Source organism: Roseovarius mucosus (genome assembly GCF_002080415.1).
GTDB lineage: Bacteria > Pseudomonadota > Alphaproteobacteria > Rhodobacterales > Rhodobacteraceae > Roseovarius > Roseovarius mucosus_A.
This window is the reverse complement of record NZ_CP020474.1, coordinates 2897594-2910114: the sequence shown is the minus strand read 5'-3', so window position 1 is coordinate 2910114 and position 12521 is coordinate 2897594. Positions and strand designations below refer to the sequence as shown.

Annotated in this window: 11 protein-coding genes; 5 read left to right on the top strand and 6 right to left on the bottom strand. The window is 54.9% G+C overall.

All coding sequences use genetic code 11. From position 1 onward, the window contains the following. Positions 1 to 18: 18 nt before the first annotated feature. Complete coding sequence (locus ROSMUCSMR3_RS13920; protein WP_198385527.1) at positions 19 to 999, top strand: calcium-binding protein; 981 nt, start codon at positions 19 to 21, stop codon at positions 997 to 999. A 50-nt stretch (positions 1000 to 1049) separates the two neighbouring features. Here ROSMUCSMR3_RS13920 and ROSMUCSMR3_RS13915 read toward each other — a convergent pair whose 3' ends face one another. Beyond that, positions 1050 to 2060 carry a calcium-binding protein gene (locus ROSMUCSMR3_RS13915; protein ID WP_081507676.1) on the bottom strand — a complete coding sequence of 337 codons (1011 nt, stop codon included), beginning with the start codon at positions 2058 to 2060 and terminating at the stop codon, positions 1050 to 1052. Positions 2061 to 2242: 182 nt separating this feature from the next. Then, complete coding sequence (locus ROSMUCSMR3_RS13910) at positions 2243 to 3787, bottom strand: IS3 family transposase (protein ID WP_081507675.1); 1545 nt, start codon at positions 3785 to 3787, stop codon at positions 2243 to 2245. 460 nt (positions 3788 to 4247) lie between these two features. On the opposite strand from ROSMUCSMR3_RS13910, the gene istA reads away from it, so the two are divergent. From istA to ROSMUCSMR3_RS13890, 4 genes are all read left to right on the top strand, one after another. Further along, complete coding sequence (gene istA / locus ROSMUCSMR3_RS13905) at positions 4248 to 5786, top strand: IS21 family transposase (RefSeq protein ID WP_081508579.1); 1539 nt, start codon at positions 4248 to 4250, stop codon at positions 5784 to 5786. Next, positions 5776 to 6567 (top strand): IS21-like element helper ATPase IstB, encoded by a 792-nt coding sequence (gene istB / locus ROSMUCSMR3_RS13900; protein WP_081507008.1) that lies wholly within the window; start codon positions 5776 to 5778, stop codon positions 6565 to 6567. Before istA ends, istB begins: the two co-directional genes overlap by 11 nt. Before the next feature lie 586 nt (positions 6568 to 7153). After that, positions 7154 to 7696: a hypothetical protein gene (locus ROSMUCSMR3_RS13895; protein ID WP_081507674.1), complete on the top strand. Its 543-nt coding sequence runs from the start codon at positions 7154 to 7156 to the stop codon at positions 7694 to 7696. A gap of 87 nt (positions 7697 to 7783) precedes the next feature. After that, positions 7784 to 8632: a nuclease-related domain-containing protein gene (locus ROSMUCSMR3_RS13890; protein ID WP_081507673.1), complete on the top strand. Its 849-nt coding sequence runs from the start codon at positions 7784 to 7786 to the stop codon at positions 8630 to 8632. Positions 8633 to 8791: 159 nt separating this feature from the next. On the opposite strand, the gene ROSMUCSMR3_RS13885 is transcribed toward ROSMUCSMR3_RS13890, so the two are convergent. The 4 genes from ROSMUCSMR3_RS13885 to ROSMUCSMR3_RS13870 form a co-directional block, all read right to left on the bottom strand. Continuing rightward, the gene (locus ROSMUCSMR3_RS13885) at positions 8792 to 9586 is read right to left on the bottom strand and encodes a PhzF family phenazine biosynthesis protein (protein ID WP_198385526.1); all 795 of its coding nucleotides are present in this window, start codon (positions 9584 to 9586) and stop codon (positions 8792 to 8794) included. Between the two features lie 164 nt (positions 9587 to 9750). Continuing rightward, positions 9751 to 10920, bottom strand: a complete 1170-nt coding sequence (locus tag ROSMUCSMR3_RS13880; protein WP_081507671.1) for an aminotransferase class V-fold PLP-dependent enzyme — start codon at positions 10918 to 10920, stop codon at positions 9751 to 9753. A gap of 62 nt (positions 10921 to 10982) precedes the next feature. After that, positions 10983 to 11690, bottom strand: coding sequence for an HAD-IA family hydrolase (locus tag ROSMUCSMR3_RS13875; protein ID WP_081507670.1), 708 nt, complete (start codon positions 11688 to 11690; stop codon positions 10983 to 10985). Positions 11691 to 11700: 10 nt separating this feature from the next. Next, the gene (locus tag ROSMUCSMR3_RS13870) at positions 11701 to 12456 is read right to left on the bottom strand and encodes a class II aldolase/adducin family protein (RefSeq protein ID WP_157667302.1); all 756 of its coding nucleotides are present in this window, start codon (positions 12454 to 12456) and stop codon (positions 11701 to 11703) included. Positions 12457 to 12521: the final 65 nt, after the last annotated feature.

Genomic DNA, 12521 nt, shown 5'->3' with positions numbered 1-12521 from the left:
GGGGCCATATTCGACATGATGACCAATAGTATCATCGGGATGGAAAGGGTCGAAGCTGACTTTTCAAATGATAACGGTTCCATTGAGATCAACACCTTTCAATCCAACGAGAAGGTGGTTTTCTATGTTTCTTCCCGATCTTTAGAAAAGCAAACAGTCGATCTCGACTTCAGTCAGATGATCGGTGCCTACGATAGCGTGTCGGGAATACAGTTGGGATATGATCCAGCCTCGTCGAACGGTCAGCATTGGAATGGTGATACCAATATTGCATCTGAATTCGTGACCATTGATGGCACGCGCTATTATTGGAATGAACACGACGTTCGAGCGAAAATAACCCAGTTGAACGAGACCCAACTTGGGGGCGGAACAGATCTGACGGTGACATTCAAGCCCTACGAAGTGATTGAAATCACTTATGAGTTGTCACAAGTCAATATCGTCAACGGGACGAATGGAAACGACGTGGCGCTTGTGGGGACGAATGGCGTTGATAAGATTTTCGGATTTGCAGGGGCCGACACGCTTGACGGCCGCGATGGCGATGACGAGCTTCAGGGAGGGCTTGGCAATGATAAACTCTATGGCAGGGCGGGCGCTGACACGCTTTTCGGGGGTGATGGCCAAGACGTCCTGTATGGTGGCAATGATAATGATCAGATCTTTGGCGAAACGGGAAATGACAAACTGATTGGCGGGAGAGGTCGCGACACGGTCACGGGGGGAGCCGGCGCGGATACTTTTATATTCTTGCAATCAGAAATGGTGGCCGACGAGCGGATCACAGATTTTGAACCGGGAACAGACCTGATTAAACTCGATGTCGACGGCGTCAACAGCCGAAGCGATCTGAAAATTTACCTCGTGGGCGGCGATGTCGATGGTTATAAAATCTCGTTCAGCAAAGTTGGGCAGAGCTTCTCAATTTTACTGGAAGATACCAGTCAATATTCTTGGAGCGAGATTGCAAATAGCGATAATTTTATCTTTGTCTGATGGTCAGACCTCTCCGCCATAATGGCGGGGAGGCCCACAAGATTACGAGTTCAAAGCGGCTCCAATTCATCAAGGCGAAAGTTGGCGATCCATATGTCGCTACTCAAGACTCTGCTCAGGGTCGTGTCTTGCAGAAAGACCACTGGCTGATTATTGACCAGAACCATGGTTCCGTCACCCTGCTCAAAGAAATTGATACCATTGGGTCCGCTCAGCGCATCGGCCGATAGGAAATTTCCATCCGGGTTGGAGAAAATGACCCGACCGTTCTCTGGGAAGATTCCCACACCCTCGGGCCTCGTCCCGAAGAGATCGGTGATCACCACAGGCTCGGTAGCTGCCGGATCGACAATCACTTCGAACACATCAAACCCTTCATCGCCGTTGAGCGTGTCGCCAGCGTCGCCGCGCAACCGGTCGTCGCCCAAGCCACCAAAGAGGGTATCGGGCGCATCCGTCGCGCCGTCCATGGCATCGAGGGTATCATTTCCATCGCCACCAGACAGGAAGTCCGCGCCCTGATTGTCACGAACGAAATCATCGCCGGCCTGCCCGAACAACATATCCGCGCCCTGCCCGCCGGTTAGCGTATCATCATCATCGCCACCAAAGATTTCGTCGTCTCCGAAACCACCATCGAGATCGTCCGCACCGCGCCAGCCCCCAATGCTGTCATCACCCAGTCCGCCTTGCACCGTATCGTCCCCAGTGCCAGCGCGCAGCGTGTCATCTCCATCATTCCCCTGGATCAAATCGTTCCCGCCAAACGCCTCGACGCTGTCATTCCCGTCATCGCCCCGGATGACATCGTCACCAGCAGCCGTCACGATTGTGTCGTCGCCGCCTCGCCCCTCGATTGTATCATTGCCGCCCTGGCCATCAATCGACTGCGCGCTCGGACCACCGAAAATGATCTCATTCAAGGAGGTGCCGACAATCTCGCTCGCATCATCGGGCTCCGGCTGACTTTCCTGGCGAGCGTCCGAGTCTTCGTCATCGTCGAAAAGTTCGTATAGGCTGACCCCCACCAAAGCAGCCGCTGCCAGCGCAATCAACAACATATGAAACACCCTTCTATGACACACGCCACGACAATGTTGAAAAAATACAAGAACCGAATAAGTTGCGCCATACATAAACTTCGCCTTTTCTTGTAAGGCTTGTTGACGTTTGAGTGTTGATTTTCGTGTCGGATTGATTCGGCGGGGTGCGAGCGGGGTGCGGACAAAAGCTTGGACTGTTTTTACGTCATAAGTCCTAGGCTTTTACGGTATTCGATTGGGCTTCGACCACCAAGGGACATCTTGATGCGCGTTTCGTTATACCAGCGGATGTAGGCGTCAACCTCGTCAATGAACTGGGCCGCGGTGAAAGCCCGCCAATCACGAGGATAGAAGAACTCAGTCTTCAAGCGCCCGAAGAAGCCTTCACATGCGGCATTGTCTTGGGAGCTCGCCTTTCGTGACATCGAACGAACGAGCTTTGCTGCATCTACACGTTCCAGCCAGCCAGGCCAGCGATAGTGGCCTCCGCGATCGCTGTGGATTATGGGCCGCGTTTCGCTGTCCGCGATGGTCTCGACTGCTGCATCAAGCATGGTGTTCACCAAATTAGCATCCGGCTTGGTCCCGATGGCCCAACTAATGACAAGGCCATCGAAGCAGTCGATGATGGGCGAAAGATAAACCTTACCAGCGCGGATGTGGAATTCGGTGATGTCAGTCAGCCATTTCTCATTTGGCGCGGCCGCCTGGAATTCTCGGTTGATGATATTCTCCGGCGCAAGGCTAATCTCCCCCAGATATGAGCTGTAACGCTGCCGCTTGGGCTTTGGGACGACCAAAGCTTCCTGTTTCATCAGGCGCCGCACCACTTTTTCGGAGATCAAGATAGAGTGCCGTGTCATATAAGCTCTGAGGCGCCGGTAGCCATAGCAGTGATGGTTGCTTTCAAAGGCCTCCTTCATGGCGTGGCGAACGGGAAGATACTTATCTTCCAGTGTGATACGAGCGCGATGGTAGAAGTAAGAACTGCGCGCGAGACCCAGCCGGGCCAATAGTGCCGGTGCCTTATACCGATTTTTTAGGGCGACGATCAGCATGGTTTTTTCCCGATTGCTCAGGCCCTGCAGATCGCCGCCAAGATCCTTTTTTATCAGTTCACTCGCTGTCTTCAGCAGGTCATGCTCAATCTGAAGTTCGCGGATGTCGCGTTGCAGGGCTTCACGCTGACGTTCCAATTCTTCGATCTCTGGATCCAAGGAAGCATTTTTCTTGCGTTTCATCGTGGCAGGAGCCTCCGAGCCAAGGAGCTGGTTTTTCCAAGCATACAGCGTCGGCCTGCTAACTCCGACCTTTTCTGCCAAAGCCTGCGCACTTTCTTGACGACTATAAAGCCCAACCACGCCGGCCTGCTCCACAGCGTCAGAGTAAGTTCCACGGCCTCGGGCACGGGCACCGACCGTAACCGTTCTGGTTTCGGGAAATGCCTCGCGCACCCAAGCAGTCAGCGTCGCCCGACCAGGATAGCCTAAGGCACGCAGCGTCCATGAAATGCAGCGCCCCTGGCTGGCATAATGATCTAACGCCATCTGCTTCTGTGCCGCCGAAAACTTGGGCGGGCGCGGCATTGAACGTGTCGGCAAATCCTGCCGACGCTCATATTCTCCATACCAGACCTTCAAGGCATTCTTCGTTGGATATCCCAACTCACGGATGGTGGCACGCAAGCGTTTGCCGAGCTTGATATAAAGCTCAACCGCGCGCATTCGCTCTTCGTAGCTATACATGAACTATCTCCAAGACAGTCCAACTTTTCGTCCGCACCCCCCTTTGCCGGGTCAATTCTCAGTGGCAATCAACACTGAATAGGGAATTTTCACAGCGCGGCTGCTGAGTTTTTGTCAGATTGTTAACGCAAAGGGCGGAGGCTGTGTAAAAACAAGGTCGACCATGGTTGGTCGCGGAAGAACGTTCTCCCCAACGCACGGCGGGCAGATGTTTTTCCAGGCTGGACCGCCACCGGCGACTTCCCAAGGAAAACGTTCTTCGCAGGTTGTCGAGATTTGAGGTTTCACACAGTCTCGGCCGAAAGCGACCGGTGAGACTGCCGCACTGCAAACGCAGCAACACTGGTTGTTGATTGCCACTGAGAATTGACCCGGCAAAGGCTAAAATTGTCACTGAGAATTGACCCATGTGCAACCTTGCCCCGGCTTGAACCAGCTGGGGGCATTTGGAGTGATCGACATGGGATTTTTGAAGGTTATCAGGACATGGGCGCTGCGAGACAAGATGCCCATTCGCGAGATTGCTCGGCGCACGGGCATATCGCGTAACACAATCAAGAAGTATTTGCGGGAGGGGATTGTTGAGCCTGCGTTTCAGACGCCGGATCGTCCGAGCAAGCTGGATCCCTATGCCAAGCAACTGACAGCATGGCTCACGACCGACCAGCGCAAATCACGCAAAGAACGCCGGACGGCGAAGCTGATGCACGCCGATCTGGTAAAGCTTGGATATGACGGCTCCTACGAGCGCGTTGCAGCCTTCGTTCGCCAATGGAAAGGCGAACGGCAGCGCGCGCATCACACGACGGATCGGGGAACTTTCGTGCCGCTGGTGTTTGCACCTGGCGAGGCGTTCCAATTCGACTGGAGCGAGGACTGGGCCTATGTCGGGGCTGAGCGCATCAAACTACAGGTCGCGCATATCAAGCTATCCCACAGCCGCGCCTTTCTGGTTCGGGCGTATTTGCTGCAAACACATGAGATGCTGTTTGACGCGCATTGGCATGCGTTCCGCGTCTTCGAAGGCGTCCCGGGCCGCGGCATCTATGACAATATGAAGACCGCCGTCGACAAAGTTGGACTTGGTAAGAAGCGCGATGTGAATGCGCGGTTCACGGCGATGACCAGTCATTATGTCTTCGATCCCGAGTTCTGTAACCCGGCCGCAGGATGGGAGAAAGGGCAGGTCGAGAAGAATGTGCGCGACGCGCGCCATCGCATGTGGCAGCTGATGCCGACCTTTCCGGATCTGGGCGCGCTGAATGACTGGCTGGAAGAGCGCTGCAAGCTGCTGTGGGCTGAGACGGCCCATGGCAGGTTGCCTGGAAGCATCGCCGATGTGTGGGAGGCTGAGAAGCCTGCGCTTATGCCGCTCCCCACAATGTTCGATGGTTTTGTCGAGGAAAGAAAGCGCGTCTCGCCGACCTGCCTGATCACCTTTGATCGCACCCGTTATTCTGTGCCCGCCAGTTTTGCGAACCGCCCTGTCAGTCTGCGCATTTACCCTGAGCGGTTGATAGTTGTCGCCGAGGGGCATGTGATTTGCACGCATGAGCGCATCATCGACCGGTCGCACCGCCAGCCTGGGCGCGTCATCTATGACTGGCGCCATTATCTGGCCGTGGTCCAGCGCAAACCCGGGGCGCTGCGCAATGGGGCACCCTTTGCCGAGATGCCAGAGGCCTTCCGCAAGTTGCAGGGACAGATGCTGCGCAGGCCTGGTGGGGACCGTGAGATGGTCGATATTTTGTCGCTTGTTCTGCACCATGACGAGCAGTCTGTGCTTCGCGCAGTGGAAATGGCTCTGGAGGCCGGCGTGCCCACAAAGACCCATGTGCTGAACCTGCTCCACAGGTTGGTAGACGGAAAACCGACCGACCAGCCCGATATAACGCCGCCGTCGGCCCTCTCTCTGAGCAAGGAACCTGAGGCCAATGTTGCACGCTATGACGGACTGCGACAGGCTCAGAATAAGGGAGGCACGCGCCATGCGTCATGATCCCGCCGGAGCAGCCATCGTCATCATGCTGCGTAGCCTCAAAATGCCCGGGATGGCGCAGGCCGTGGGCGATCTCATCGAGCAAGGGTCGCCCGCGTTCGTGTCCGCCATGCCGATCCTGTCGCAACTGCTCAAGGCCGAAATGGCCGAGCGGGAGGTGCGCTCGATCGCCTATCACATGAAGGCTGCCCGCTTCCCGGCATACAAGGACTTGTCCGCCTTCGACTTCGCGGCCAGTGAAATGCGGGAAGCTCTGGTCCGCCAGCTCCATCGATGCGAGTTCATGGATGCCGCTGAAAATGTGGTCCTGATCGGCGGTCCCGGCACGGGGAAATCGCATGTGGCTACGGCCCTCGGCATCCAAGCCATCGAACATCACCGCAAGCGCGTGCGCTTCTTCTCAACGGTCGAGTTGGTTAATGCCCTGGAGCAGGAAAAGGCTCAGGGCAAGGCCGGAAAGATTGCCGAGGCGCTGGTCAAAACCGACCTCGTGATCCTCGATGAGTTGGGATATTTGCCGTTCAGTGCCTCCGGCGGGGCCTTGCTCTTCCATCTTCTGAGCAAACTCTACGAGCGCACCAGCGTCATCATAACCACCAACCTGAGCTTCGCCGAGTGGGCTACGGTCTTTGGTGACGCCAAAATGACCACCGCGCTGCTCGATCGCCTCACCCACCGCTGCCACATTCTGGAGACCGGCAATGACAGCTACCGCTTCAAGGCCAGCTCAGAAACAGCGAAAAAGAAACGGAAGGAAACACCAGCATTGACGCCATCATGATACGCAGAACATAACCACTGGGCGGGTCAGTTCTCGGTGACAATGCCGGGTCAATTCTCAGTGGCAATCAACATCCCAAGCGACCTGGCGGGTGTTACTACCATTCCCTACAGCTATCAGGCCGGCAAAGATGCTGCAGCACTTATGGCACCGGCATGCAATGCACTCCGCTCCCACATCAAAGAATTAGGTCCATTTAACGGGTGAGGTAACGCTGCATATCAACGATAGCGTGAATGTGGAAAACACACCCGGCGTCTTGTTCGTTCGCAGTGCAGAAACTCCGCCAGCCAAAGCTTTACGCCAAGCCTCAAGCCACCGCTTTCGGAAAGCAGCAACGCAACGTCTGAGAGGATCGAATGCTTGCGTTCCGCCCTTCTCGAAGGCAAACTGCAGGTGGGCGCGCCCGACCAAAATCGTTAAAGGGAACACACCAGTTGCGTGATGGCTTCTCTATACAAGGCATTGGGGATCGCTGCGAAAAGATCAAAAAAGAAAAGATTGGTGTGATAGTTAGCTAAGACGTCCATCTTGCGTCGGCTGCTTCACGCGTCATAAACTTGGAAATTTAAGAAGAGTAAAAAGCGTGGCGCAGTATTTCACCGTTTATTGCAAACAAGACATAGATGAGCATCTGGGCGCTATTCACTCCTCTGCTGAACTGTCTTACAATTGGATCAAGCAGCATTCTGGCAGCCCAATGGAGCTGCTTCGAGCAATCAAGTTCGATGCTGTGGGATTTCACCCATTAGCAGGCCACGCGCTTAACTTAATCGAACAGGTCAATCAGACTGCAACTTACATCGTCGCCTTAGAAGGTGCACGACTGTTGTTTGATCTCCATCCGGGAGAGCCAGGATACGTGATTGCACCAGGCGCATATATGTCGCACCCTCTCGACATCATGAGCATCAACGAGGGGCAAGTTGGCGCTGAGACCTTTGCCGCAGTCGATCCGCGTAACAATAATAAGCTGAAAAAAGATTTGGTGAAGTTGTCGACCAGAACAGAGGGCAGCCGATACGTCTTCTTCTCATCGCCACGCTATCCCGAAACCAAGCGTAGAATAGAACTTGAGACTAATGGAATCCATGTTTGGTCCATAGCAACAAGTTTGTCGGTGCGATGACAAAAGCAAACCGTCTCGGCCCCTAAGCAGCCAGTCGAGCGCTGTTGGAGCTGCGCTGCGGCCTCCTCCAAAGCGGACACGCAACTGTTGCTTCAGCCAGATGCGACCTTGTGTCTTGTATTTATCAAACGCTCCAAATCGAATACTGCTCAACGGATTAGACACAAGGCAGAGAACTGGACGCAATTGGAAATACTGTGGATTCTTTTCGCGCTCGGCGTCGGGGTTCTATACTTCTATCTGAAGTCCCCATCGGTGATCGGCGCTGCCGGCGAGAGACGTGTGAATGCAACGCTTAGCCAAAAGCTGGATGAACAGGACTACACCCTCATCGAAGATCTCACCTTGCCGACACTGCAAGGAACGACACAAATCGATCACATCGTTCTGTCACGCTTCGGCGTATTCGTGATCGAAACCAAGAATATGTCAGGTTGGATCTTCGGAGGGGAAGACCAAGTGAGTTGGACGCAGGTTATGCGTCGCCACAAGTCACGGTTTCAGAACCCATTGCGCCAGAACTACCTTCACGTGCGGGTTGTGCAAGACCTACTTGGTATTCGGCTTGATCAACTTGAAAATCTCGTCGTGTTCGTCGGCTCCGCTGAGCCAAAAACCGAAATGCCGTGGAATGTGTTTTGGAGCCGAGGCGATCTATACAACTATGTTGCATCGCAACGGACCGTTCAGTTCACTGACGCCGAAGTGCGTGAGTTTGCCCACCAGTTGCGAAACAGCACCTTGCAGGCGAGCAAGGAACAAAGACGCGCCCACGTCCAGCACGTCAAAGAAAAGGTCAGCAAAAAGGAAACTGACCTTACAGTATGCCCTCGATGTGGAGAGAAGATGATTGAACGAACTAGTCGTAAGACAGGACAAACATTTTTCGGCTGTTCGCGCTACCCGAAATGCCAAGGCACACGAAAAGTGAAGTGATCCATCGCGCCGGTAAACGCCGCTTGTCCCGGCCCATTCCTGCCTTTCACCGACCATACAAGATGCTGCGGTCGCAGCCCGCTTTGCGGTCATTCGCTGCAAGCGCGATATCTGGACGAGGCTGAACTCAAACTGTGCGGGACGAAGCGGACGGTCAAATTACACGGTGTCCGGTAGGAAAATCGTAGCCTCCATGAATGTCACCGCATCGCCAGCCAGTAGGACGCGCTTTTCGGTCAGTTCACAGTCAAGCCAGCCACCGCGCATCGAAGCTTGACAGGCCATGAGCCTGTTGCGGCCTAGCTTCTCAGCCCAATAGGGCACCAGAGTTGCGTGAATAGAGCCCGTGACCGGATCTTCAGGAATGCCCGCACCGGGTGCGAAATAGCGGGACACGAAATCCGCCCGCGCTTCCTCGGTATCAGCCCCCGTCACCACAAGACCGACAGGGCCGAGCTTCGCAATTGCCGCGAAATCGGGTTCGAAGCTGCGGACGGCGTCGGCACTGCCGAGGTCTACGAAAAAATTCTCGAAGTTGCGAAAGATGCTACTGGGCGGTGCCGGAAAAATGTCCGCGAATTCATTAGGCAGGCTCTCGACGGCTTCGGGAACCAAGCGGGGAATATCGAGCCGGTATCCCTGCGCTTCCTTCGACACTTTTAACTCACCGACGCGGGTATGAAAAACAAGATCGGAAGCGGCCCCTTGCTTCGTCAACAAGATATGCGCCGTTGCCAGGGTGGCGTGCCCGCAAAAATTCACCTCATGCGCAGGGGCGAACCAGCGTAAATCCCACGCGCCATCCGGACGCGGTTTGACAAAGGCCGTCTCGGCGAGGTTGTTTTCCTGCGTGATCGCCAGCATCAGGTCGTCAGGAAGCCAGTCTTCAAGGACTAAAACAGCAGCCGGATTGCCCGCGAAAAGCTGATCGGTAAACGCATCGACCTGATACATTCGCATGGATAGACCTCACATTGGACGGCATTTCCTGATGGTATAGCGGGAATCAACGGCCGTCCGCAAAGGGCTCTTCACGTCCAAGCAAGTGCGCCGCCCTGGCGACAGCTATGCGGGACGAAGTGTGAATTCGCTGCGTGTACACCAATGTCAACTTGCGCTTAGGCCTGCTTGAGAACGTTGGCAAATCGGTCGGTTTCGTCGTCCGTGTTGAAGTAGTGAACGGACGCCCGCACCATTGCCGGTAATTTGCGCGCTTCGAAATCAAGACGGGCGGCGGTGATGGGAGCGACAGAAACATTGATCCCCAGATCACGACAGGTTTCCGCGATCACCCTGGAGTCGATGCCGTCTTTCGTGAATGTGACAATCCCGGATTTTTTGCAGCCGAGGTCATGCACTTCGACGCCTGCAATCTCTGAAAGGGCTTCGCGAAGGCTCGCCGCGAGTTGAGCCACACGGGCCTCGATCTGAGCAAGCCCTACCTTGCGAGCATATCGCACAGCTTCCATCAGACCAACGCGACCCGCGATGTAGCTCTCCCAGTTCTGGAACCGTCTCGCGCCATCCGCCAGTTCATATCCGTTTGCCTCGGTCCACGTCGCGGAGTGCAGGTCGACAAATGGCGGGTCGATTTGATCGAGGATTTCTTTTCGGACATAGAGAAACCCCGTTCCTCTGGGGCCCCGCAGAAACTTGCGCCCGGTGCCGGAAAGAATGTCGCAACCGATCTCTACGACATCTACGTCAATCTGTCCGACGGACTGGCAGGCATCCAGCATATAGAGGACGCCATGTTTCTTCGCGACTTTCCCCGCTTCGGCGGCAGGGTTAATCAAACCGCCTTGTGTTGGAACATGGGTAATCGCGATCAGCTTTGTCTTTGGTCCTATCATGTTGTCCAATGCCGCGACGTCGATCTGGCCGAACTCATCGGAGGGCACCAGGTCAATTTCAAATCCGAGACGCCGTGACTGTTGCAGAAACGCGAGATAATTGGACGCATATTCTGACTCGTGGGTAATTACCCTGTCCCCCGGCCTCAAATCCAGCCCATAGAAGGCCATATCCCAGGCGCGCGTTGCGTTCTCGATGTAGGCAATTTCGTCCGGGTTGGCGTTCAGCAGCCCCGCAAATTCGGTGTAGAACGCTTGAATGTCATCCTGAGCGCGCCGCTCCGCCTCATATCCACCAACCTCGTTTTCGTCGCGCAGAACACGTTGCAGCGCATCGAAAACCGGCGTGGGCATCAGCGATGACCCCGCATTGTTAAAGTGAAGCACGCGCTGGCAGCCGGGGGTTTCCGCGCGAATTTTTTCAATATCAATCATGGATTACCTGTTTTGAGTGTGTTGATAGGCGCTTGGCCCGAAAAAAGGGGGTAAGCACGGCACTATGTCGCCATGCCGGACTGAGCGGCTTCAACAATCTCCATAAGACTGGGTGCTTTGGCATGTGGCGTGGCGTTGCTGCCGTCATCCGACCGCGATGACCGTTCCACCCAGATGCTCTTCATGCCCAACGACTTTGCGGGTTGGGCTTCGCCAAGCCCTTCAGCGATGTGGATGATCCTGTCTGGCGCTTCATCCAGTTTGCGAATGGTCACCTCGAAGATCGGCATGTCAGGCTTGTAGCACCCTGCCTGCTGCGATGTGACAACTTCGGCAAAGGTCGCGTCGATGCCCGTTAGGGTCGTCGAGATAAGATCGTCGTCGACATTTGAAATAACCGCCAGACGAAAGTGCTTCGCCAGATGTGCCAGAGCCTCATTTGTTTCAGCGAAGACAGGCCAAGTTGGGAGTGATTGCGAAAAAGCCTTGCTCAGTTCAGGGTCTGCTTTGCCAAGTAGCTTGTCGGCGATCTGATCGGCAACACTCTGCAAGACAGCGCTGTAGGGAAAGATGTCTTTGCGGATTTCAGCCGCGTCCAGCGCCAGAAACATGTCGATCAGTGCGGCATCAGAAACGAGCTGATCCGAAAAACCATAGAATCTGCGCAGCGCTTTGGCTGCTCCACCCTCCCAATCCACAAGCGTTCCGTAGCAGTCGAACGTAAGTGTCGTTGGCCTGTTCTCAGAAAACAGTCTCAGCAAATCATCCATGTGACACGTCCTATTCTTTAAAATTTGGTTGAGTCCGTTCAAGCAGGCGCTTCATGCCGTCCAGATAGTCCGGCTCGCCGTTGCACTCTTCGCGGGCCAGCAATTCAGCGTGTTCCTCGCTCATCGGTTCGGTTTCTGCGCCGGTCGCCGCCGCCAGGAGCTGAATTCGAGAAGCCCGTTCGAGCTGGTAGGCTGACACGGATGCGTCTGCCAGGGACGAAGCAGCGATCAACACGCCGTGGTTCTTCATGAAAAGAACCTTCTTGTCGCCGAGCGCATGAGCCATTTCCTCGCCTTCCTCAGTATTGGTGCGCGGTACGGCGTAGGTGTCGAGGTAAGATACCTTCCCATGGAAATAGGCCGCAGTTTGGCTCAGGCGGGTGTCAAAACGTATCTGTTTAAACACGGTCAGCGCGGTCGCATGTGGAGAGTGGAAGTGCAGGATGCAGTTCACATCTGACCGAGCTTCATAAATCGGAAGGTGGATAGGCAGCGCATCATGGTTCGCTTGGCCATTGCCGGAAATCAGTTCTCCATCTCGGCCATACAGAAGCAGAGAGCTTGCGCTCACCATTGAAAAATGGGTGGAGCCGGGCGTCACCAAATATTGCACGCCATTCCCGATCTTGCAGCTGAAATGGTTCCACGTGCCTTCGTTCAAACCCTCCATCGCAAGTATCCGATGGACGGATGCTAGGTCCAGCCGAGCTTCTGCCTCATTCATTTTCTGTTCTCCCCAGTCTTGGCGCACTTTGGCTTTTTCCATTGATCGGGCACAGCGTACGCTACCGATATGGACCCGTGTTAACGCCCTTCCGATCATAGCGGAAA